This window comes from Deinococcus wulumuqiensis R12 (assembly GCF_011067105.1).
GTDB classification, from domain to species: Bacteria; Deinococcota; Deinococci; order Deinococcales; family Deinococcaceae; genus Deinococcus; species Deinococcus wulumuqiensis.
Genome location: NZ_CP049357.1, coordinates 2,753,013 through 2,775,000 on the forward strand (window position 1 = coordinate 2,753,013; position 21,988 = coordinate 2,775,000).

At 66.8% G+C, this 21,988-nt stretch carries 23 protein-coding genes (1 of these 23 running past the window's edge); 14 read left to right on the plus strand and 9 right to left on the minus strand.

What is annotated here, in order from left to right; translation table 11 throughout:
- Positions 1 to 33: 33 nt before the first annotated feature.
- On the plus strand, positions 34 to 648 hold the full coding sequence (locus tag G6R31_RS13310; RefSeq protein WP_225983070.1) for a hypothetical protein: 615 nt from the start codon (positions 34 to 36) through the stop codon (positions 646 to 648).
- Between the two features lie 88 nt (positions 649 to 736).
- Here the strand turns inward: G6R31_RS13310 and G6R31_RS13315 are convergent, their stop codons facing one another.
- Together G6R31_RS13315 and der are read right to left on the minus strand one after the other, a co-directional pair.
- A complete protein-coding gene (locus tag G6R31_RS13315; RefSeq protein WP_164994014.1) occupies positions 737 to 1,969 on the minus strand; it encodes a transposase in 1,233 nt (410 codons plus the stop codon).
- 206 nt (positions 1,970 to 2,175) lie between these two features.
- Positions 2,176 to 3,501 (minus strand): ribosome biogenesis GTPase Der, encoded by a 1,326-nt coding sequence (gene der / locus G6R31_RS13320; protein ID WP_017871786.1) that lies wholly within the window; start codon positions 3,499 to 3,501, stop codon positions 2,176 to 2,178.
- Positions 3,502 to 3,684: 183 nt separating this feature from the next.
- On the opposite strand from der, the gene G6R31_RS13325 reads away from it, so the two are divergent.
- Together G6R31_RS13325 and G6R31_RS13330 are read left to right on the plus strand one after the other, a co-directional pair.
- On the plus strand, positions 3,685 to 4,902 hold the full coding sequence (locus tag G6R31_RS13325; protein WP_026138806.1) for an MFS transporter: 1,218 nt from the start codon (positions 3,685 to 3,687) through the stop codon (positions 4,900 to 4,902).
- Positions 4,903 to 5,118: 216 nt separating this feature from the next.
- Positions 5,119 to 5,577, plus strand: a complete 459-nt coding sequence (locus tag G6R31_RS13330; protein ID WP_225983429.1) for a MerR family transcriptional regulator — start codon at positions 5,119 to 5,121, stop codon at positions 5,575 to 5,577.
- A 112-nt stretch (positions 5,578 to 5,689) separates the two neighbouring features.
- Here G6R31_RS13330 and G6R31_RS13335 read toward each other — a convergent pair whose 3' ends face one another.
- Positions 5,690 to 6,409, minus strand: coding sequence for a helix-turn-helix domain-containing protein (locus tag G6R31_RS13335; RefSeq protein WP_040384685.1), 720 nt, complete (start codon positions 6,407 to 6,409; stop codon positions 5,690 to 5,692).
- 29 nt (positions 6,410 to 6,438) lie between these two features.
- On the opposite strand from G6R31_RS13335, the gene G6R31_RS13340 reads away from it, so the two are divergent.
- Together G6R31_RS13340 and G6R31_RS13345 are read left to right on the plus strand one after the other, a co-directional pair.
- Complete coding sequence (locus tag G6R31_RS13340) at positions 6,439 to 7,629, plus strand: MFS transporter (protein ID WP_017871790.1); 1,191 nt, start codon at positions 6,439 to 6,441, stop codon at positions 7,627 to 7,629.
- 137 nt (positions 7,630 to 7,766) lie between these two features.
- Positions 7,767 to 8,039 (plus strand): CatA-like O-acetyltransferase, encoded by a 273-nt coding sequence (locus G6R31_RS13345; protein ID WP_268237178.1) that lies wholly within the window; start codon positions 7,767 to 7,769, stop codon positions 8,037 to 8,039.
- On the opposite strand, the gene G6R31_RS13350 is transcribed toward G6R31_RS13345, so the two are convergent.
- Both G6R31_RS13350 and alaS read right to left on the minus strand, forming a co-directional pair.
- Positions 8,020 to 8,637: a hypothetical protein gene (locus G6R31_RS13350; protein ID WP_017871792.1), complete on the minus strand. Its 618-nt coding sequence runs from the start codon at positions 8,635 to 8,637 to the stop codon at positions 8,020 to 8,022. The two genes, G6R31_RS13345 and G6R31_RS13350, sit on opposite strands and share 20 nt — an antisense overlap.
- Positions 8,638 to 8,683: 46 nt before the next feature.
- Positions 8,684 to 11,581, minus strand: coding sequence for an alanine--tRNA ligase (alaS, locus tag G6R31_RS13355; RefSeq protein WP_017871793.1), 2,898 nt, complete (start codon positions 11,579 to 11,581; stop codon positions 8,684 to 8,686).
- Positions 11,582 to 11,755: 174 nt separating this feature from the next.
- On the opposite strand from alaS, the gene G6R31_RS13360 reads away from it, so the two are divergent.
- From G6R31_RS13360 to cutA, 6 genes are all read left to right on the plus strand, one after another.
- Positions 11,756 to 14,200 (plus strand): bifunctional diguanylate cyclase/phosphodiesterase, encoded by a 2,445-nt coding sequence (locus tag G6R31_RS13360; protein WP_017871794.1) that lies wholly within the window; start codon positions 11,756 to 11,758, stop codon positions 14,198 to 14,200.
- A gap of 353 nt (positions 14,201 to 14,553) precedes the next feature.
- The gene (locus G6R31_RS13365) at positions 14,554 to 15,021 is read left to right on the plus strand and encodes an acyl-CoA thioesterase (RefSeq protein ID WP_017871918.1); all 468 of its coding nucleotides are present in this window, start codon (positions 14,554 to 14,556) and stop codon (positions 15,019 to 15,021) included.
- Positions 15,018 to 15,320 (plus strand): hypothetical protein, encoded by a 303-nt coding sequence (locus G6R31_RS13370; protein ID WP_017871919.1) that lies wholly within the window; start codon positions 15,018 to 15,020, stop codon positions 15,318 to 15,320. Before G6R31_RS13365 ends, G6R31_RS13370 begins: the two co-directional genes overlap by 4 nt.
- Positions 15,317 to 16,291, plus strand: coding sequence for an ROK family protein (locus G6R31_RS13375; protein WP_025567931.1), 975 nt, complete (start codon positions 15,317 to 15,319; stop codon positions 16,289 to 16,291). The genes G6R31_RS13370 and G6R31_RS13375 overlap by 4 nt, the downstream gene beginning before the upstream one ends.
- Positions 16,292 to 16,498: 207 nt before the next feature.
- Entirely contained in the window at positions 16,499 to 16,894 is a 396-nt protein-coding gene (locus tag G6R31_RS13380; RefSeq protein WP_225983430.1) for a cell division protein FtsB, read from the plus strand.
- 57 nt (positions 16,895 to 16,951) lie between these two features.
- On the plus strand, positions 16,952 to 17,260 hold the full coding sequence (cutA, locus tag G6R31_RS13385; RefSeq protein WP_025567932.1) for a divalent-cation tolerance protein CutA: 309 nt from the start codon (positions 16,952 to 16,954) through the stop codon (positions 17,258 to 17,260).
- Between the two features lie 29 nt (positions 17,261 to 17,289).
- Here the strand turns inward: cutA and G6R31_RS13390 are convergent, their stop codons facing one another.
- From G6R31_RS13390 to G6R31_RS13405, 4 genes are all read right to left on the minus strand, one after another.
- Complete coding sequence (locus tag G6R31_RS13390) at positions 17,290 to 17,949, minus strand: endonuclease/exonuclease/phosphatase family protein (protein WP_017871923.1); 660 nt, start codon at positions 17,947 to 17,949, stop codon at positions 17,290 to 17,292.
- A gap of 158 nt (positions 17,950 to 18,107) precedes the next feature.
- Positions 18,108 to 18,398 (minus strand): hypothetical protein, encoded by a 291-nt coding sequence (locus G6R31_RS13395; RefSeq protein WP_161618060.1) that lies wholly within the window; start codon positions 18,396 to 18,398, stop codon positions 18,108 to 18,110.
- Between the two features lie 104 nt (positions 18,399 to 18,502).
- On the minus strand, positions 18,503 to 18,736 hold the full coding sequence (locus G6R31_RS13400) for a hypothetical protein (protein ID WP_017871925.1): 234 nt from the start codon (positions 18,734 to 18,736) through the stop codon (positions 18,503 to 18,505).
- Positions 18,737 to 20,023, minus strand: coding sequence for a LysM peptidoglycan-binding domain-containing protein (locus G6R31_RS13405; protein ID WP_152423834.1), 1,287 nt, complete (start codon positions 20,021 to 20,023; stop codon positions 18,737 to 18,739).
- Positions 20,024 to 20,166: 143 nt separating this feature from the next.
- Here G6R31_RS13405 and truA point away from each other — a divergent pair, with 143 nt between their 5' ends.
- The 3 genes in view from truA to G6R31_RS13420 are tightly spaced (at most 28 nt apart) and all read left to right on the plus strand, a layout consistent with a single transcriptional unit that may run on beyond the window.
- Positions 20,167 to 21,039, plus strand: a complete 873-nt coding sequence (gene truA / locus G6R31_RS13410; protein ID WP_017871927.1) for a tRNA pseudouridine(38-40) synthase TruA — start codon at positions 20,167 to 20,169, stop codon at positions 21,037 to 21,039.
- A 28-nt stretch (positions 21,040 to 21,067) separates the two neighbouring features.
- Positions 21,068 to 21,787: a guanylate kinase gene (gmk, locus tag G6R31_RS13415; RefSeq protein WP_017871928.1), complete on the plus strand. Its 720-nt coding sequence runs from the start codon at positions 21,068 to 21,070 to the stop codon at positions 21,785 to 21,787.
- Positions 21,787 to 21,988: the 5' portion of a macro domain-containing protein gene (locus tag G6R31_RS13420; RefSeq protein WP_017871929.1), read on the plus strand. 311 nt of this gene lie beyond the right edge of the window; the window shows 202 of its 513 coding nt (coding positions 1-202); the start codon lies at positions 21,787 to 21,789; its stop codon lies beyond the right edge, outside the window. The genes gmk and G6R31_RS13420 overlap by 1 nt, the downstream gene beginning before the upstream one ends.

The window sequence follows — 21,988 nt, forward strand, 5'->3', positions numbered from 1 at the left end:
AATCAGAGCCATATGGCCCTCGAAGGAGTCCGAATGACCCCCTTGTCCTCCCGTCCGGTTGTGCGCGCCGTTCCCGTCCTGATGGGTTTGCTTGCCCTGTCCGGGGCGTTCGCCATCAAGATTGGCCCCGGCTCGCCGCTTTCGCCGCGCTCGATTCCGCCTCAGACCGCTCCTCGGGCCGCTGAAGAACCTGCCGCGCCTGCTCAGCCCGAGTGGGACCACCCCACCTTCGAACTGCTGGTCACGGCCAGCGCCCTGCGTGACGCAGCGCGGCGAAGTGACTTCAGCGTGACTCACCCCGCCGACCTGAAACGGGAACTCGTTCGACTGCGAACCCTCCCGGCGCTGTCGCCCGCTGCCGCGCAGGCGAGCCTCGCCGCACTGCACGCGGCCCTGGGGCCGACGGGCGAACGCCAACTGGCCGAGGCCCGCGCTCAGCTCGAACGCCGTGCTGCCCTGCAACTGGCCAGCAGCCGCCTTGCCCGCGACGAGGGGTTGCCAGACCGAGCGTTTTACCGCCTTGCCTTTCAGGTGCCCGGTGGACAGGGAACCGTTCAGGCGGTGCTGGACGGCCAGGACTTCAACCCGTTCCGGCAGGGCTTGCCTGCCAGCGCATTGAAGCTCGTCGAAAGCAAGCTCGCCCGCTGAACGAAGCAAAGAGAAGGAGACGGCCCCTTTCGGTGATCGTCTCCTTCTCTTCGGACGTCTGGGCCACTCATCAATGGTTCGTGCAGTTTTAGGCGGCTTTGAGGCCGAAATTTAGCGGACTGGACGGCAGATGTTCTAATTCTGCAAAGCGGGCCGAGAGATCCAACTTGGACAAAATCACTTGGGCCAGCAGGGCGTTATACGCCCTGCGTTTCATGTCTTCGAGACTGAACACCAGATTCTGTCCGCCCTCTGCTGCTCGCAGGGCCTCAAGGCGACAGAGGTTCAGGGTCAGCAAGACCACGTTCCAATGCGCCTCAATGCCTGGCTGTGACCGCAATTGCACATCCTGGCTTCCCAGGAATTGCTTGGCATCCCGGAAGATCAGTTCGATCTCAAAGCGACTCCGGTACAGCGCCATGATCTCATGAGCGGGCATCGTCACAGCGGTGCTGAACAGCACCGCGTAACCCGTCACTTGACCCTTTTTACCGACCTGCTGGATGACGACTGCACGCACTTCTCGCGCCCACTGCACGCTCCAGACCACCTGAGTCCACACCCGCTCGGTCGACGTTTCAGAAACGAGGTCAAAGCGCTGCAAGTCGCTGAAATCCACCTTGCCGTCGAACTTTTTTGGCCGTCCGCGTCGTCTGGGATGCTCGCCGGTATAGAGATACTTGAGGTTGGCGTTGCGAGGAAATCTGGAGATGAATGGGAGACCGTGCTCCGTCACGGTCTCCACAATCAGTTCCTTCGCGTAATTCCCGTCAGCAACGACAGCAGCCAGTTCGAGCTGTTGGATAGTCCGGAGATCAAGCAACACGTCATCCAGCTGGTCGGCGGCCTGTGCCAGACGGCTCGGGGCATCAGATCCGGTTCGGGTCTGACGAACATCAACCGTGAACGCCTGTCGGTGCTGGACATCAATCAGGGCACAGCAGGATTGCTCGATCCCACGTTCGGTTCGTGCAGCACAGCCATTCCAGAACGAGCCGAGGTGTGCGGTGTGCTGACCAGATTTGCGGTGAAAAGAGGCGTCGATGGCCAGAACGCACAGTGGGCTGATCAGCCCACTCTCAATCGCCGTGCTCACAGTCGCCCGGTGTACTGCGCCCCAGGGAATGGCCCCGGGGTCACTTCGGTGCAGCCAACGACGGATCGTACTCTCCGAGCAGGCCGCATATCGGGAGAGGTTCAGGACGTTCAGCCGTCCAGGAACAGCGAGAAATACGCTAAGCAGCACGGTCAGAAAATTCCGCTGCGTCTTGCGCAGCGGGACCGCGCTGAGAACGTACTGTAGGATGGCCATTAGACCCATTGGAAGCGGTGTGTTCACAGCCCCATTTTCGGTGGGTCTTTCTTTGTGACCTCAAAACTGCACGAACCATTGACTCATACGGATTCCGCTTAATTCCTGCACAGTCGGGAAAGCGCCGCCTGTGCATCCATATCGCGGAATCCGTATAAGAGAAGGAGACGGCCCCTTTCGGTGATCGTCTCCTTCTCTTCGGACGTCTGGGCCACTCACTCCTCGTCCTGTTCTCCCTTCTTGCCTTTCTTGTACGGCCCCTTTTCCTTCCACTTCAGGCGCACCGGCACCCCGGCGAGTTCGAGGTCTTCGCGGATGCGGTTTTGCAAGAAGCCCTCGTAGGCGCGGGTCACGAAGTCGGCGCGGTTGCAGAAGATGGCAAAAGTCGGTGGCGCGGTTTCCACCTGGGTCATGAAGTACATCTTCAGCGGCTTGCCGTGGAAGTTCGGCACGCGCTGCTTCATCTGCCAGACTTCCAGCCAGCGGTTGAGTTCGCTGGTGCCGATGCGCGACTGCCACTTCTCGTAGAGCTTCATGGCTTCGGCGAGCATGTCGTGAATGCCGTAGTCGTTGATGGCCGAGGTGTACACGCGCGGCGCGAAGGAGATGTGGTGCAGCTTCTGGCTGAGGTCCTTTTCGGCGCTTTTCAGCTCGGCGTCGGGCACCAGGTCCCACTTGTTGACCACCACGATGACGGGCTTGCCGCTGTCGTAGGCGAGGTTGGCCAGCTTGAGTTCGTGGTCCCCGAGGTCGCCGGCATTGACCACCAGCCAGATGATGTCGCTGCGTTCGATGGCGGCCTGAGAGCGCTGAATGGCGAAGTCCTCGATGGCGGTGTCGGGCTTTTTGCGAATCCCGGCGGTGTCCACCAGCACGAAACGCTGCCCGCCGTAGTCCCACTCCACGTCGAGGCTGTCGCGGGTGGTGCCGGGCTGGTCGGCCACAATCGCCCGGTCACTCTGCGTAATCGCGTTGAGCAGGCTGGACTTGCCCACGTTGGGCCGCCCGATGAGGCTGATACGAATGGGCGCGATGTCCGGCACGTCCTCGTCGTCCTCAGGCAGGTGCGCCATGACGCGGTCCATCAGGTCGTCCAGCCCCCGGGCGTGCTCGGCGCTGATAGCCACCGGGTCACCGAAACCCAGACCCCATAGCTCGGCCAGATACGGCTCGTGCTTCTGGCTGTCGATTTTGTTGGCGGTGACGATGACGGGTTTGCCGAGTCTGCGCAGCCACTCGGCCACCTCGTAGTCGGCGGCACTCAGCCCCTCACGGGGGTCGAGGACGAAGATCACGGCCTGGGCGCCTTCCATCGCCCACTCGGCCTTTTCACGGATGGCCTGTTCCCATTCGTCGCCGCTCCACAGCCCGCCGGTGTCGATCAGGGTGATGCGGTGGTTGTGGTAGAGCATCAGCCCTTCCTTGGCGTCACGGGTCACGCCGGGAAAGTCGGCCACGACGGCCTCGCGCCGTCCGATGAGACGGTTGAACAGACTGGATTTGCCGACGTTGGGTCGGCCCACGATAGCGACTTTGTGCATGTTGGACGCTCCTTTACGGTGTCGGTTTGCGCGGCGTCTCGCGCATTCCGCCGAGGCTCTTCCCTCACGGCGAGGGGAGAGACAGAGAACAAGCATCCTAGCAGATTCAGGGACTTCCTGCGAAAAAACAACACGCAAGCCAGCTCACAAACGACCCCCAACCTGTACGTATACGTTTATGTTATGTCGTCATCTGTCTCTTCTCTTCCTGCCGAGGTGGTTCTGGATCCGTCCGAAGCCAGTCGGCGCAATATCGCGTCCTGGGCGGTCACGGCGGCCTGCCTGATCGCTTTTATGGGCGTCGGGGTGGTGGACCCCATCCTGCCGGACATCGGGCACCGGCTCGGTGCTACGCCGACCCAGGTGGAACTGCTGTTCACCACGTACCTCGGCGTGATGGCCGTCATGACCTTGTTTGCCGGGAACATCGGGGCCAGGCTGGGGCGCAAGCGGGTCGCGCTGATCGGCCTGGCCCTCATCGCGCTCTTTGCCACCGCCTGCGGGCTGAGTGGGTCTATCCCCGCGCTCGCCGCCTTTCGTGGCGGCTGGGGCCTGGGCAGCGCCCTGTTCACGCCCACCGCGCTGGTGCTGCTGCTGGCGCTGATCGGTCACGCCGAAAAAGCCATCATGCGCTACGAAGCCGCCATCGGCCTGGGCATGAGCATGGGGCCGCTGCTCGGCGGGGTGCTCGGCGCCCACAGCTGGCGCTTTCCCTTCTTCGGGGCCGCCACGCTGATGCTGCTGGCGCTGGCCTCGGTGGCCGCCTTCGTCAAGGTGCCCGAAAGCAAGGACCCGCCCCGGCCTGTCAGTGACGTGTTCCGCGCCTACACCCGCCCCGCCTTTCTGGCGGTCGGCCTGACCGGGCTGCTGTACTACTTCGGCTTTTTCCTGCTGCTGGGCTACACGCCGCTGTTTCTCCACCTGGGCACCCTGAACCTGGGCCTGATGTTCTTCGGCTGGGGCATTTTGCTCGGCCTGGGCAGCACGGGGCTGGCCCAAGTGCTGCTGCGCCGCATTCCGGCGAGCCGTGTGGTGATGGGCGCGCTGGCGGGATTGACCGTCATTTTCGCGCTGCTGGGCTTTGCGCCCTTCGCGGTGGGCGTCAAGGTCGGCCTGGTCGTGCTGAGCGGCGTGCTGTTCGGGCTGATGAACGCCACCTTGACCACCCTGAGCGTGGAAGTCAGCCACATGCCCCGGCCCACGGCGACGAGCGCCTACAACTTCCTGCGCTGGCTCGGCGCGGCGGCGGCTCCGGTGAGCAGCGGCTTGATTGCCGAGCACCTCGGCGGAAAGGTGCCCTACGGCTTCGGCGCGGGCGCAGTGGCGCTGGGGATGGTCATCACGGCGCTCGCGGCCGGGCAGATCGACGCGGCGCGGTCAAGCGACCCGCACATTCACTGAGTTTCTTCTCACTTCTCATACGGATTCCGATTGAATCTGGTAGTTTCAGATTCAATCCGAGCGGATGCGAGTAGGAAAAAATACGGATTCCGCGATATGGATGCACAGGCGGCGCTTTCCCGACTGTGCAGGAATTAAGCGGAATCCGTATCAGCGGGCTCCGGAAATGCCGGGAGTCCGCTGCTTTTGATGGAGAACCCCTAGACTATGACCATCATGACCGAACCGGCCCGCTACAAGGTGGGTGAAGTGGCCGCCCGGCTGGGCCTGACGCTGCGGACCCTGAAGTACTACGAGGAACTCGGGCTGGTCACGCCGGAGCGCACCGGCAGCCGCTACCGCATGTACTCGGAAGCCGACGTGCAGCGCCTGGAACGCATTCGCCGGATGCGGGCGCTGGGCCTGAGCCTGGGGACCATTCAGGCGATTTCGACCCACCCGCAGGAGAGCGACCCCGACGGGCGGCAGGTGCTGACCCAGGAGGCGCTGCACACCCTGCAAAGCGACCTCCGCAGCCAGCTCGCTGTCCTGAGTGCGCGGATCAGCGCCGCCGAAAAGGAACTTAAGGACGCCCGCGCCCTGCGCCGCGACGTGCAGCGCGACCTCGACTACGTGCAGCGGCGGCTGTCCGGCGCCCAGGTGGGTGAATTGCTGCGGGAAAAGGACCCGGCGTAGAGGCCGTCACAGACGACGTTTTCCGGGCACCGCGCATGGATTTGACAACGCCTGCATACCGCGTTATCCTATTTTTATCACCGTCCGAGAGGGCGGGTTTTTTGTTGTTGCCCTATTGCCAGTCTTCCTCGCGGGCGGGCACCAGCCACAGCCGCAGCATGTGCGTGAGCGGCTGCCCGGCGCGGCGCCGGGGGTAGCCTGCCGCGAGTGTGTCCAGTACGTCGCGGAGCTGCCGGGCTTCGGCGTCGGTCAGCGTCAGGGAACGCAGGTGCTCGGTGGTCGTGGGAAAGGCGGCATTGAGGTCAAGCGGCTTCCCCGGCGCCGCAGCCAGGTCTTCTTGCAGGTGCCCGGCGTCGTCGCGGTAAAGGTAAGGACCGAGGGTGCCGGGCTGCGGAAAGGTGTCGTGCAGCAGCCGCACGTAGCTGCGGACCAGCGAGCGGGCCACCTGCAACTCGTGGCGCAGGAACTTCTCTTCCAGCGTGGCGTGGGTAAAAGACGAGTAGGGCAGGAAAAAGGCGTCGGCCACCGCGCGGTAGACCTTGACCGGGCGCCCGCCCCGTTTTTCCTCGCGTATCACGCGCAGCAGACCCAGCCGCAACAGTTTCTTGACCCGGTAGTGCGTGGTGTCCAGCGGCCAGTCCAACTCGCGTGCCAGGGCGCCCACGCTCGCCTCGCGCCCGGTCAGGGCATCCATCAGGGGGCTGAAATCAGGGTGAATCATGGCGGCGGCCTGCCGCGCGTCGGTAACGGTCAGGCAGTCGGGTCCCGCTGGGCCACCGGGTTCACTCGGGCTGTCGGGCGCAGACGGGCAACTGGAAAAAGGCTCTGACATTTCCAGCAGCCTAGCCCCACGCTGCTGTCATGACGACGGTTCGCCGGACCCTGGACGTAGTGACGCCGCTTCCGCTCTTGCTTGCCGCTCAGGGGCTGGGGGTGATGGGCAGCGCGGCGTACAGCGTGGCAGCCCTGTGGACGCTGAAGGCCGGAGGCGGCGATGACCGCCTGCTGGCGGTGGCGGGCGCCCTCTTTGCCCTGCCGGCGCTGCTGCTCGGCGTGCTGGCTGGCCAGTTGGCCGACCGGGTGGACCGCAAAGGCATTCTGGTTCTGGCGCCGCTCGCCTGCGCGGCCGTGTTGGGTGGAGTGGTGTGGCTCGCGGAAGGAACAACGGTGGCGATGACCGTGCCTCTGCTCCTGGCGGGCGTACTGCTGAACGTGGCCCTGACCTTTGACGAACCCGCTTTTCTTGCCTCCTTGCCTGAACTTGCCAGTGAGGGAGAACTGGGCCGCGTCAATGCCCTTCACCAGCTGCTTACGAGTGCCGGCAGCATCGGCGGGGCGCTGCTCGGCGGCGTGCTGGCCGGGTGGGGCGTGGGAGCGGCAGCGACGGCGGGCCTGTTCGCCTATCTGCTGTGTTTTCTGTTGGTGCCGCTGACCCGCTGGCCGGCGCGGGCCGTGGTGCTGGCATCTTCTGGCGCTCCCCGTCCCAACCTGCGCGAGCTGTGGCGGCTGCTGCCGCCGGCCCTGCGGCAACTGGTGGTGCTGGTGTGCGCCTTCATCACCTTTGCCGCGCCCATGCCGGCGCTGCTTCCCGCGCTGGTGCACGACCAGTTGCAACTGGGTCCACAGGCCCTGGGGACATTGGAGGCGGCTTTCGGCGGTGGCTTCGTGCTGGGCGGCGGTCTGGCGCTGCTGGGGGTGCGGCCCCGGCGCCTGGCGGGTCTGGGAGTCGCGGTGCTGGTGGCGGGCGCCGTTCGCCTGGGCCTGAGCGTCGCGCCCACGTTGCCCGTCAGCGCGGGCCTGTTGCTGCTGGGCGGCGCAGCCGTGGCGGTGGCCTCCATCGCGGCCATGACGCAGTTGCAGGAAGGGGCACCTGCCACGAGCCGGGGCGCCCTGCTCGGCGCGGTGTCCAGCCTGCTGGCCGGGGCCACGCCCCTGGGCCTGGGGCTGGCGACGGCGGCGCTGCCGACACTGGGACTGCCGGGCATCTTGCAGGGAACCGGGATGGTGTTGCTTCTGCTGGGCCTGGGGGCGTTGTTGCGGGGGAGACGGTAGGGCGGTGTATTGCGTGCCTATGTCCACGGCAAGAACATCGTTCTGGACGTGCGTTTTCTGGTTATCAGCATAAATTTGACAACGCCTGCATACCGCGTTATCCTATTTTTATCACCGTCCGAGAGGGCGGTTTTTTTATTGCTGCCGCTTTCTTTCCCAAAGGCCCGGCCCCGGCGCATGCGGTCAACCTGTCTATTGCGCCCTGGTTGGACTTTTCGGCGTTCAACCTGGACTACGGGCGCGATTATCTGCTGCCGGTGTTCACGGCGGGACGCTTCACAGAGGAGGCCGGGCGCGTCACTCTGCCGCTGGCGGTGCAGGCGAACCACGCGGCGTGCGACGGCTGGCATGTGGCGGAGTTTTTCCGGGTGCTGGACGAGGAACTGGCTTTTACCGCTGCTCCCCGGTAAATGCCTGCGCCAGCACGTACAGGTCGTCTTGCCAGACTGTGCCACCCAGCGTCAGACACTCACGCGGCGGCGTGGGCCGGGACGCGGACGGCAGCGGGCTGGGCCGCATCCGGTGCGCTTCCAGGACCGAGTGGTACAGCTCCAGCAGCGGCGCGGGGCCGTCGGCAAACACGCCGTAGCCGAGTTCGATTTGCCCGCCCAGACCGTATTTGCCAAAAGAATCCCACTTCTCCTCATCGTGAACGGCGCGCAGGTCGGACAGGAACGCCGCTGCATCTGCCGGGGCCGCTGAGAACATGAGTTGCTGCCATGGCGCCTGTGCGACCAGCAGACGTGGGTAGGCGGAAAGCAGTTCAGGCCATCCGCCGCATTCGCCTAAGCTCAAGCGGTGTTCTGTGACGCCCTGCGCGGTGATTTGCCAGGTTTGCGCGACTTCAGCACCGTCCCATGTTTCGCCGGCGAGTCGGAAAGTCATCAGAAGTTCGTCTTGGTCAAGCTGCGCGTGAGTGAGTTGTACCGAAGTGAAGCCTTCGTCCAAGTCCTCAAGTTGTGCTGAAAATTCATCCATCATTTCCCCCACAAAAAAGCTGGAGCCCACGCCCCAGCCTCTTTTCCATCACCAATCACCTACCGACCAGCAACGCTCAAAACGCCGTGTCCAGCGCCCCCAACGCCCCCTCCGCATCGGTAATCCCGGCCTGGGCCATGTCGGGGCGGCCCCCGCCTTTGCCGCCGCCCGCCGCTGCGAGTTTGCCGACCAGTTGGCCCGCGTGTGCGCCGCGCGAAACTGCGTCCTTGGTGGCCTTGACGACCAGGCCCTTGTCGGCGGCCAGCACCACGATGTCGGCCCCGCTGGTGTCCAGCAACTTGTCGGCGGCGGCGCGCAGTTCGTTGCCCTCGATGCCGCTGAGTTTCAGGCTGGCGACCTTGAAGCCGCCCAGCTCGCGGGTCTGCGCCGCGCTGCCGCCGCCGCCCATCTGCGCTTCGGCGAGGCTGCGTTTGAGGTTCGCCACTTCCTTCTCTCCGGCCTTCAGTTGCGCTTGCAGGCCGCTGATGCGGGCTTCCAGTCCTTCGGGGTTGGTGTTGAGCAGCGCGGCGGCTTTGGCGGTGGCGTTCAGGCGTTCGCGCACCCAGGCGGTGGCCGCCTCACCCGCCAGAGCCTCCACGCGGCGCACGCCCGCCGCCACGTTCTCGTCGAACAGAATCACGAACGCGCCGATGTCTCCGGTGCGGCGAACATGCGCCCCGCCGCACAGTTCCATGCTGGACACCTTCGCGCCGCCGTAGTCCACGTCGCCCTCGACCCGGACCACGCGCACCGTCTCACCGTACTTCTCCCCGAACAGCGCGGTGGCTCCGGCGGCTTTGGCCTCGGCAATCGGCATTTCCTGCCACGTCACGGCAAAGTTGGCGCTCACCCAGCGGCTGACGAGCTGCTCCACGGCGGCGATTTCCTCGGCGGTCATGGCCGAGCCGTGCGAGAAGTCGAAACGCAGGCGCTCGGCGGCCACCAGCGAGCCTTTTTGCTGCACGCCCTCGCCCAGCACGGCCCGGAGTGCGGCGTGCAGCAGGTGGGTGGCGGTGTGGTGGCGCTGAATCGCGGCGCGGCTGGGAGCCACCACGGCGCGGACGGTTGCGCCCTCGGTCAGCTCGCCTTCCTGCACCAGCACACTGTGCAGGAAGACGCCCTGCTTGGTCTTCTGGGTGTCGCGCACCTGACCAAAGCCGCCATCCCACTCGATACGGCCCGTGTCGCCCACCTCACCGCCGCCCTCGCCGTAGAAGGGGGTGCGGCTCAGCACCACGGTGGCCTCGCTGCCCGCGCCCAGCGTGCTCAGGCGTTCGCCCGCGCCGACCAGCGCCAGCACTTGCCCCTCGCCCTCCAGGTGGTCGTAGCCGATGAATTCGGTGGCGGGCAGGCCTTCCAGCGCCTCCTGGTTGCCGCCGAACAGTTCGGATTTGCCGTATTTGGAACCTGCGCGAGCGACTTCCTGCGCGTGCTCCAGGCTCTCGGCGTACCCGGCTTCATCCACGCTGACGCCGTATTCGTCGGCAATTTCGCGGGTCAGGTCAACGGGGAAACCGTAGGTGTCGTACAGCTCGAAGGCGTCTGCGCCAGAGATGACATGCGCGTCAAAGTCAACGTCTTTTTCCGAAGAACGAGTCACAGGCACAAATTCCATGCCCTCTTGTAGAAGTCCGGCGCTTCTCGCAGCGCTATAGGCAGCACGAGCAACCTTTGCCTCGTCACCAAGCATTTCAGCCGCTTTTGCATAAGCTTGCTCAGCGAAATAGATGCGGCGACCTTGGACTTCATCCTCGTCAACCAGATTGTTGGTCGTGAGGATGCCACGTTTCAGAAGCTCGGTAGCAAGACCTGTATTCAGCCTTTCAATCCCGCCCTCCAGCGTCCTGAGGAAGCGTGCTTCTTCGTCCTGCAAGGCTTTTTCGACCTTGCTCTGGTTCTGCTTCAGTTCGGGGTACGCCTCGCCCATGCCCTGCACGACCAGTTCCACCAGCTTGTACAGCGTCGGCTCGCGGAAGCCCAGCATGTAGCCGTGACGAATGGCGCGGCGGGCAATCTTGCGGGTGGTGTAGCCGCGCCCGGTGTTGGAAAAGGCCACGCCGTCGGCCAGAATCATGCTCACGCTGCGGATGTGCTCCGCCACCACGCGGTGAGACACGCTGGTTTCGCCCTCGTAAGGCTTGCCCGAAAGCTCCGCCACGCGGTCAATAATCGGCTTGAACACGTCGTTGGAATAAAAGTCAGGAACGTCCTGAACCACGCTGGCGACGCGCTCCAGGCCCATGCCCGTGTCGATGTTCTTGAAGGGCAGGTCTTTCAGTACAGGGTTGCCGTCAGCGCCTAAGTCCTGGCGGTCGTACTGCGGGAACACGAGGTTCCAGACTTCCAGAAAGCGGGCGCTCTCGCGGGTCTGGTAGTAGTCGGCCCAGGTGTCGTCGCCGTAGTTCTCGCCTCTGTCGTAGTAAATCTCCGAGCAGGGGCCACACGGCCCGTTGGGGCCTTCGAGCGGCGCGTTGGCGGGCCAGAAGTTCTCGTCGGCGTCGAAGCGGTGAATGTGGCTGGCGGGCAGACCGACTTCCTGCGTCCAGTAGCCGAAGGCTTCTTCGTCGTCCTTGTAGATGGTGACGTACATCTTGTCCTTGTCCATGCCCATCCACTCGGGGCCGGTCAGGAATTCCCACGCCCACAGAATCGCGTCACGCTTGAAGTAGTCGCCGAAGGAAAAGTTGCCCATCATCTCGAACAGCGAGAGGTGGCGGCGGGTGCGGCCCACGTTCTCGATGTCGCCCACGCGCACGCACTTTTGCGCGGTGGTGACGCGCTTGCTCGCCTGTCCGTCGAACACGGCGGGCGCGCCCATGAAGTTTTCCTTGAAGGGCTGCATCCCGGCCACCGTGAACAGCGTGGTCGGGTCGGGCGCGACGGTGGAATGAGAAGCGAGGCGCAGGTGGCCCTTGGTCTCGAAGAAATGCAGGTATCTCTCGCGAATTTCGGCGGTGGTGAGCGGGCGGGTCATAAGGGAAAGTCTAGCGCGGTCCCTTCAGGGCCGGGAGCCTGCCTCGCCCGCTGCGCCGGTGACCCCGTAGGGCCTGCCGACGTGAAAAAAATGACCTTCCGATGTGAAGTGATCGCCTAGGATGGCGCGGTGTCCACGTCGCGAGCGAGCACAACCTGGCCGAAGGGACAACGGATGACCCGGCTGGCCGAACTGGAAGCGCACCTGCTGGCCCGGCCCGCCGAGGTGTACGCCGAGGTGCAGACGCTGCTCACGGACCTGAGGGCGGCAAAACACGTTCCCGGCCTTCTTTCCGAGCAGGACGCCCCCAGCGAAGCGGCGGCGCTGCACGTGCTGTCGGCGTGTGCCCTGTTGCTCGGCGACGAGGCAGCGGCGGCGCAGTACGCCGAGGCCGGGTGCCAGCTCGCCCGGGAACTGGAGCTGCCTTCGCTCGAAGCCTGCTGTCTGGAAGTGCGCGGGCTGGTGCATGGCCGTCAGGGGGACCTGGAGCAGGCGGCGCGGCTGCTGCGTCAGAGTCTGCACCTGCTGCTCGACACGGGCGACGATGCCGGGCGCGGGCGGCTGCTGCGGCGTGTGGGCGGGGGGCTGGAGTGGCTCGAAGCGTACCCGCAGGCCCTGACGCTCTACCGCGAGAGCCTGAGCCTTCTGCCGCCCGGATCTCCCGGCGCCGCTGCCGTGCAGGCGGGTCTGGCGCGGGTGCTGTTTCAACTGGGCCAGACCGAGGAAAGCACGCAGGTGGCGGCCCAGGCCCTCACGCACTGTCAGGCCCAGCACCTGACCCGCACGGAGGGCCGGGTGCAGTTGCAACAGGCGCTGAACTGTCTGGCTCTGGGCCAGCTCGCCGCCAGCCACGAGCACGCCGGACAGGCCCAGGCCCTCGCCCAGGCCACCGACGACCGCGACATGCAGGGCGAGGCCGCGTGGGTGCAGGCCGAAACAGCGCTGGCGCGGGGCGACCTGGACGGGGCCGGTCAGGCGCTGGAGCGCGGGGAAGGGTGGGCACGGCAACTGGGCAGGCACGACCTGCTTGCCCGGGTGCGCGAAAGCCAGTCGCGCCTGCACGAGCGACGGGGCGAACCCGTCCAGGCCCTGTCCTGTCTGCGCGAACAGCAGCAGCTCGAAAAGGCGCACCGGACGCGACTCGCCGAGCACCGGGGCCGGTTGCTCAACGAGCAGATCGAGTTCGAGGTGTTGCGCCGCACCGCCGTGCAAGGCACCGCCCTGCCAGGCCACGAACCGGTGGTCCGTACCGCTCCGGCGCTGCACGAAGCCCAGGTGCCCCAGGCGGAAGCTGGCCGTCTGGCGTCGTTCGACCAACTGACCGGCCTGGCCGACCACACGTTTTTCTGGGGACGGACCCGTCAGGCGCTGCAACATCTGGTGCCGGGGCGCTCGCTGGGGCTGATCGTGGCCGATATCGACCACCTCAAGGTGATCAACGCCCGCTTCGGACAGGCGGCGGGCGACCGGCTGCTGGCCGAAATCGCCCGCCGCCTGCGCGAAGCGGTGCGGCCCGGCGATCTTGTGGGGCGGCTGAGCGGCGACAGGTTCGTGGTGCTGCTCAGCGACCTCGCTCGCCCTGGCGACCTGGCGATGGTGGCCGAGCGCCTGCTCCAGAGCCTGCGCGAATCCTGCGACTTCGGCACCGAACTGCTGGTGCCCACCGTGTCGCTGGGCTGCGCGGTGGCCCCGCAGGACGGCGGCAGTGCTGAGGTGTTGCAGCAGCACGCGGAGCTGGCGCTGTTTCAGGCCAAGATGCGGGGCCGCAACATGGCGGTCGTCTTCACCGGCGACATGAGTACCGCCGAGCAGGAACGGCGCCAACTGTCCCAGGACCTGCGCCGCGCGGTGCGGCAAGGACAGTTGCAGCTGCACTATCAGGCCCAGTTCGAGTTGCCGGGCCGGCGCCTGAGCGGGTTCGAGGCCCTGGTCCGCTGGCCGCACCCCGAACGCGGCATGATTCCCCCCGACCGCTTCATCGCGCTGGCGGAAGAAAGCGGCCTGATTCTGAAACTTGGCCGCTGGGTGCTCAACGAGGCTAGTCGGCAGGCGCGGGCCTGGGCACTGTCCGAACGTGGCTTGACTATGGCGGTCAACGTCTCGGCCCTTCAGTTCGAGCAGTCGGATTTCGTCGCCGGGGTGCGCGCCTGTCTGGAGCAGCACGGTCTGCCCCCTCATACCCTGGTGCTCGAACTCACCGAGAGCATGGTGCACCGCGACCCGCGCCTTGCCCGGCAGACGCTGCTCGAGTTGCAGGCCCTCGGGGTGCAGGTCGCCATGGACGATTTCGGCACCGGCTACAGCAGCCTGAGTATGCTCAAAAGCCTGCCCTTCGGCCTGCTCAAGATCGACCGCGAGTTTCTGCGCGACCTGTCTGCCGATTCCGAGCAGTTCGCGGCCTCGCAGCAGTTTATCGAGGTGATGGTGCGTCTGGCGCACAACCTCAGCATGCGGGTGGTGGCCGAGGGGGTGGAGACCGCCGAGCAGTACGACCTGCTGTGCGGCATGGGCTGTGACGAGGCCCAGGGCTACTGGCTGGCCCGCCCCCTGCCGCCGGACGAGGCCGCCGCCCTGCTGCCCGGCGACGGTGACCCGGGACCGGAAAGGCAGGTGAGCTGATGCCGGCAGGGAGGAAAACCCTGTTCGCCCAACTGCTCTAGAGCATTTGATACGGATTCCGATTGAATCTGGTCGTTTCAGATTCAATCCGAGCGGATGCGAGTAGGAAAAAATACGGATTCTGCGATATGGATGCACAGGCGGCGCTTTCCCGACTGTGCAGGAATTAAGCGGAATCCGTATGACAAAAAGACGCAACGTCTTTTTGGCGAGCGGACTGGGACAGCTCGCAGAGAGCGAGTGCAAAACACTGAGCAGGACGGACTTGCAAAGCTGCGAAGCAGAGAATGGAGTGAGGCGGGGTGCCGTTCCGCGCATCACGTAATTCGGAGAACTGCTCTAGAGTGTCCGGCATGACCGTTTCTCCCCGTCCGCGTCCCGAAGAGGTCTACGAGGCCCTCGACTGGGGCCGCTCGCTGCGCCACCGCATCCAGATGCGTTATGCCGACCTCGACACGATGGGCCACCTGAACAACGCCGTGTACGTGCAGTATTTCGAAACCGCTCGCGTGCTGGTCTGGGAGGACCTGAAGATTCCGCCGCACCTCGACCGCTCGGTCATCGCCCGCCAGGAAATCGACTACCGCCACGAGGTCCGCTGGGGGCAGGAGGTCTGGGTGGAAACCCTGATCGAGCGCCTGGGCCACACGTCGTGGACCACGGTCTGCCGGATGGTCGCCGACGGCCAGCCCTGCGCCTACTCGCGCACGGTGCAGGTTCGCGTGGGTGAGGGGGCGCTGCGCCCGCAACCGCTGGAGCCTGAGCTGCGCGAGCGCTTTTCCCGCTTGCTGGTGGACTCCCCCCAGAACCCGCCCGCATGACCCGCTTCGAGGACCGGGTGCTGTATCAGGGCGACCCCTGGGTGCGGCTCGATACCCTGCCGCGCCTGCTGGCCGAGGGCTGGCGGCGCACCCTGGCGCAGGGCGGCGTGGTCAGCGTGGTGCGCACGCCGTTTCAGTGGGTGATGGCGAGTCCGGTCATCGAAATCGAAACCGGCGGCTACCTGGGTGACGTGGGCCTGTACGTGCCGCTGGTGCAGTGGGACGAGGCCCTGGCCCTGCTGGGCGAAGACCCCAGCCCGGCACCCGGCGAAGCCCCCGAACAGGAGAACCGACCATGACTCATCCTGGCTCCACTCCCTCTGCCCTGCCCAACTCTGCTCTGCCCCAGACTGCTCTGGACGTTGCCCCGGCCCTGAGCATCGGGGTGGACGTGGGCGGCACCAAGATCGCCTGCGGCGTGCTGCGGGGCGAGGAACTGATCGAGCGGCACGTGCAGCCCACGCCCGAAACCGGTTGGGAAGCGGTGCTCGACGCGGTGGCGGCGCAGGTGCGCGAGTTGCAGTCCCGGCACCCGGCCACCCACATCGGCGTGGGCGTGCCCGGTCCCCTCAACGCCGAGCGCACCCGCGTCAAGTTCGCCCCCAACATCTACGGCTTTACCGACGTGCCGCTGGTGGACGGCCTGCGCGAGCGGCTGGGGCTGCGCGCTGAGGCGGGTCACCGTCTGGTGCTCGAAAACGACGCCAAGGCAGCGGCCCTGGCCGAGGCCCACCTCGGCGCGGCGCGGGGCACCGAAAGCAGCATCTACGTGACCGTCAGCACCGGCATCGGGGCGGGGCTGGTGCTGGGCGGCAAACTCTGGCGCGGGCGTCACGGGGTGGCCGGTGAACTGGGGCACGTCACCGTGCAGCCCGGCGGCCCGGTCAGCGGCGCGGGGCTGGACGGGGCGCTCGAAGCCGTCGCCAGCGGCACCGCCATTGCCCGTGACGCCAGCTACGCCCTGAACCGTGAAGTGTCCACCGCCGAGGCTTTCGCCCTGGCCGAGCAGGGCCACCCCGCCGCTCGCCGGGTGGTGGGTCAGGCCATGCGGCACATCGGCATCGCGCTCGCCGACCTGCAAAAGGTCATCGACCCCGAGGTGTTCGTGCTCGGCGGCGGGGTCTCGGCGGTGGGCGACTCCTTTTTTCGGGGCGTGCAGCAGGCCGCCGACGAGTACGCGGGGGGCTTCGCGCCCGTCACCATCCGCCGCGCCCAGCTCGGCCAGAGTGCCGGGGTGGTGGGGGCCGCCCTGGCCGCGTTGCACGGCTGACAGACTTTGAAAAATAGATAAGGCATCTCGCGAACAGAGCAGGGAAGAGAAATTACGGGATGCGAAAGAATGAGGGAGATGACGGCGCCCTTCCAAAATCTCCAAGGAATAATTCCGTCCCGTATGGGCCACGAGCGGTGACGCTTTCCTTCTTCCGGGGGGTGCCCGGTCACGTTCTCACCGCTGCCCTTGCTATGCTCGGCCGCGATGGACGCTTCACCTTCCCCCGCTCCCCCTTCGCAACGGACCTGGCGGGAGACGTGGCGCCTGCGCTGGCGGCAGCTTCGGCGCCTGCCCCTCACCATGATGATCACCTGCCTGCTGCTGCTGCTCGGCAGTGTGCAGGTGGCGTTTCAAATCGGCAACAACGCCTACCGCACCCTGACCTGGACCGGGGAAACCCAGGAAGTCCGGGGCCGGGTGGCGGCCCTTCAAGCGGACCTGCGAATGCTCAAGGACGCCGAGGCCGCCGCGCAGGACCCCGCTTACCTTCAGGTGCTCGCCCGTTGTCAGGGGTTTGTCCGGGCGGGGGAGACCCTGGTGGTGGCGAGCACGGCGCCCAGTGCTCCGCCCGAAACCTGTGACACCCGGCGCCTGCCGTAAAGCCGTGGGCGGACCCTGCCTGACTCCGGCCACGACGCCCGCGCTATGCTGGCAGGCATGTCACTCGTCGTTCTCGTTACCCTTCCGCCGGAACGGGCCTCTGAACTGGCCCGCACCCTGGTGGCCGAGCGGCTCGCCGGGTGCGTCAACCTGTTGCCGGGCGTCCAGAGCGTCTACCGCTGGGACGGCGACGTGGCCGAGGAACCCGAAACCCTGCTGCTGATCAAGACCGTGGGCGAGCAGTACCCGGCCCTCGAAGCCCGCATCAAGTCGCTGCACCCCTACGAGGTGCCCGAAATCGTCGCCCTGCCCTTTGACCGCGCCTCGCCCGAGTTTCTGAGCTGGCTGCGCGGCTCGGTGGGTTAACCCTCTGGCTCAGGGTCAGCGGTACAGGGTCAGCGGTATTCGACGAGCAGCGGTCGGTGGTCACTGCCGGTCGCGTCGAGAACCTCTGCCCGCACTGGCCGCAGGTCACGGGCGAGCAGGTGGTCGATTCGCAGCGCCAGGGCCGGAAAGGTCCAGCCGGGGCCACGTCCTGCCTCGTCGTGGGCGTCTGGGCTAAAGCAGTGGGTCAGGCGGCGGTAGAGCTGTCCCCGGGGCGGCGTGTTCAGGTCGCCGCCGAGCAGGACAGGCCCCGGCTCCTGCGCGGCCAGGCGGCAGAGCAGGTTGACCTGGGCCTGCCGCGTCTGGGCGGTGCGCCGCAGCCTTGCCCAGTCGCCGCGCAGCGCACTGGTGACCAGCACGGTGCCGAGGTGCGCGTTGACGACCCGGAGCGTTCGCCCGTCCGGTGTCGTGACCCACGTTTCGGTAAAAGTGCGTGAGCTGCCGGGGGCGGGGTGCTGGGTCTGCCGCAGCACCGGCCAGCGCGAGAGGGTCCAGACCTCCCGGCCCCGCGTCAGCGCGTACCCGGGCAGGCCCCGAAGCAGTGTTCCCTCGTAGGCGGGGTCCAGAACATTGGTTTCCTGAAGCAGAATCAGGTCGGCCTCGCTCGCCCGCAGTGTGGTGAGCAGGGTCTGCGCCGTCCCCTGACCGCCCCGCGCCACGTTGTAGAGCATTTGACAAAAAGAAGTTACGTCTTTTTGGCGAGCGGACTGGGACAGCTCGCAGAGAGCGAGTGCAAAACACTGAGCAGGGCGGACTTGCAAAGCTGCGCAGCAGAGAATGGAGTGATGCGGGGTGCCGTTCCGCGCATCACGTAATTTGGAGAACTGCTCTAGGTCAGCACGCGCAGCTCGCCTGTCATATGGGGGCGCCAGTGCAGCAGGCCCGCACCCCACGTCGCCGCAATCAGCGTGAGCAGCGCCAGGCGGCGGCCCCGGCCACGCCACAGGCCCCAGAGCAGCGCGAAACCGGCGGGCAGCACCCACGCCACCGGAGGCAGATAGGCGAGCAGCAGGGTCGGCAGCGTCCGTTCGCCCAGCCCTTCGCCCAGCAGCCACCCGAGCACGACCAGCCCGAACACCCCGCCGACCAGCCGTGAGGACCACAGAGAGGAACGTCTCATCCGCCTCAGCATGGGGGGCGCGGCGCTTGCTGGGCGTCCTCCTTAAGGTGGACCCTGGACAGGGCTTACTTCTGCCGCTCTCGAAACGGGGGAACAGGGCCGTATCAGCGCCGCTCCAGCACCCGGAAGGTCCAGTGTTTGGCCCCAGGTGGTGGGGTCAACTCTGGCAGCGCCCCGGTCCAGCGGCTCGCCAGCAGCGCCAGACCCGGCTGGGCAGGGCTGTCCAGCAGCTCGGCGCCCGCGAATCCCGGCTGACCGGGGAGCTGTTCCAGCCAGCGGTGCAGCGCGGCTTCGGCCTCCTCACCGCGTAACTCCACGTACCAGACCGTTTCGGGCATCTAGTCGGCGCCGCCCGCGTAGACGGCGAGGGGGTTGTGCGGGTCCCAGTTGCGGTAGAGGCCGAAATGCAGGTGCGGCCCGGTGACGCGCCCGGTGCTGCCCACCGCGCCCACGCGCTCGCCCTGGCGCACGAGCTGCCGCGCCTGCACCGCAATGCCGCTGAGGTGCGCGTACCGGGTCTGCCAGCCGTCGGGATGCTGAATCACCACCGTCCAGCCCCACCCGTAGGTCCGGTCCAGTTGCGCCTGAATGACCCGTCCGCTGCGGGCCGCGACCACCGGGGTGCCGGGCGGGGCCGCCACGTCGATGCCTTTGTGCAGTTCCTTTTCGCCGTCCAGCGTGCGCCACCCGAAGTCGCTGGTCACGCGCCCGTATCCCGGCACCGGCCACTCCCATACACTCGGGCTGCGGCGGGGTGTGGAGCGGGACGTTGTGGTGCGAACGGCGGGTGCCGGGGACAGGCGCACGGCGGCGCGGACAACGGTGCGGACAGCGGCAGGCCGGGGTTTGGGCGCGACCAGGCTCAGGACGGTGCCCACCTCCAGCATCCGCCCGGCGTAGCGCGGGTTATAGCCCTGCAGGGTGATGGGGTTGATGCCGTAACGCCGCGCGATGTTGAAAAAGGTGTCCCCGAACTGCACCCGGTGGGTGGTGGGCTTGGCCTTCTTTGCCGCCACTGCTTTCGCCGCCGCTACTTTTGCCGCTGCCGCTTTCGCCGCCGCCACCTTTGCTGCGGCGGCCTTTTTCGCGGCGGCTTTCTTCAACGCAGCTTGCTGGGCGGCCTTCTTCTGAGCAGCCCTTTGCCGGGCCACCTGTTCGGCCTTGCGCTGCGCCGCAATCCAGCGGGCGGGAAGCCGCAGCACCTGCCCGGCATTCAGGGTGCCTCGCCGGTCAATCTGGGGGTTGGCCCGGCGAATCTCGGCCTCGCCCACCCCCAGGCGCCGGGCCAGTTTTTTCAGGTTCTCTCCCTTGCGGACCCGGAAGGTGCCGGGCGGCAGCGGCTTGGGAGGGATGTTGAGCACCTGTCCGGCGTAGACGGTATGGCCCCCGCGCAGCACCGGGTTGGCCTTTTGAATCGTCTGCTCACTCAGCCCTGTTCGCAGCGCGATACGGTAGAGCGTTTCCCCCGGTTTGACCCGGTAGGGTTCCGCGCCTGCCAGCCCCAGCAGCAGCACTCCGGCGAGCAGGGTGCCGAGTGTGCCGGAGAGCCGGATGCCGGTCAGCAGGGGGCCGGCGGCTGAGCGGGCAAAGGACAGACGCTTGAGCCGAATTGGGGGCGGGCGCACGTTCCCAGCATACCGGATCAACTGCCCGCGTTTTTAGGCTATGGACAGGTTTCTCATGTTCACTGCGGGGGGATGGAGTGGGGGTTGCGCGGCGGTTTTCTGCCCCTCTGCCTGCCCCTGCGCGCCGCGCTACCCTGCCGCGCATGGACGCCGACCCGCCCCGCCTGTACGCGCCCCCCTCCGGTTTCACGCGGCTGCGGCTGACCGTGGCCTGGGACGGACGCGACTTTGCGGGCTGGCAGGAACAGCGCAACGCCGCGAGCGTGCAGGCGACCTTGCAGGCGGCGCTGGAGCAGATAGGCGGTCAGGGCGCCCTGCGTCCGGTGGCAGCGGGCCGCACCGATGCCGGGGTCCATGCCGAGGCGATGCCCCTTCACTGGGACGTGCCGCAGACCTTCCGCGTGCCCCTGCCGCAGTTGCCCCGCGCCCTGAACGCCCGGCTGCCGGGAGCGGTGTCCGTGCTGGCTGCCGACCTCGCGCCCCCCGGTTTTCATGCCCGTTTTTCCTGCACCGAGCGGCGCTACGTCTACCGGCTGTGGGTCGCGCCACAGCGCCATCCGTTGTGGGCAGGGCGGGCGCTGCACGTTCCCGGCCCGCTGAACGCTGCGGAGATGAACCGCGCCGCGCACTCCCTGCTGGGGCTGCACGACTTCGCCGCCTTCGCCACCCGCGAGGACCGCCAGACGGTGCGCGACCTGCTGCGGCTGGACGTTCAGGCTCGGTCAGACGGGCACCGGGGCGGCGAACTCTGGGAAATTCATGTCGCGGGCGAGAGCTTTCTGCGCCACATGGTGCGCGGTCTGGTCGGCACCCTGCTGCTGGTGGGCCAGGGCAAACTCGCCGCCGCCGAGGTCCGGGGCATCCTCGCCTCGCGTGAGCGGGCGCAGGCCGGGGCCAACGTGCCGCCGGGGGGCCTGTATTTCACCGGGGCCGAGTACGGAGTGCGCCGGGTGGAGGGGCGCCCGCGAGCGGGGCAGGGCACGGAAGAAAACGGGCTGACTGCGGTTGACGGTTGACCGCCGCTCTTGCCCTTATTCTGCTGTGATGATGGCCTCTGCACCACAAGACCGTCCCGCCTCGTCCCTGCCGGGAGAACGCGGCCTGCTGATCGTGATGACCGGCGCGTCGGGCGTCGGCAAGGGCACCCTGCGCGAGCGCTGGCTGGCCGGGCAGGACGTGTTCTACTCCACCTCCTGGACCACCCGTGAACCTCGCCCCGGAGAGGTGAACGGACGCGACTACGTGTTCGTGTCCCCGGCCGAATTTCTCGCCAAAGCGCAGCAGGGCGGCTTTCTGGAGCATGCCCAGTTCGTCGGCAACCACTACGGCACACCGATCGAGCCTATCGAGGCGGCGCTGGACCGGGGGCAGGACGTGGTCCTGGAAATCGAGGTGGAGGGGGCCATGCAGGTCAAGGACCGGATGGGAGAGCGGGCCATTCTCGTGTTCATCATGCCGCCGAGCCTGACCGAATTGCGCCGCCGTCTCACGGGCCGCGCCACCGAGACCCCCGAACGCATCGAAAAACGCCTCGCCCGCGCCCGCGACGAGATTCAGGAAGCCCACGCTTTTCGCTACGTGATCGTCAACGACGACCTCGACCGCGCTGTGGGCGAACTGCTTGCCGTCCAGCACGCCGAGCGGGCCGCGCAGAGGTCGGCCGAACACTGGACCGAACAGGACCGCGAAGCCCGCGCCCTGGCCGACACGGTGCGCAGCACGGCCCTGTCCCGCGAGGCCCTGCAACGGGTCGTGGAGTCCTGATGCCGCTGGAACTCGTTCAGGGGGACATCGTCCGTCAGCCGGTCGAGGCGCTGGTGACCGCCGCCAACAAGCAGTTGATGGGCGGCGGCGGCGTGGACGGCGTCATTCACCGCGCCGCCGGGCCGCGTCTGCTTCAGGCCATTCGCGCCATCGGCGGCACCCCCACCGGCACCGCCGTCATCACCCCCGCCTTCGATCTGG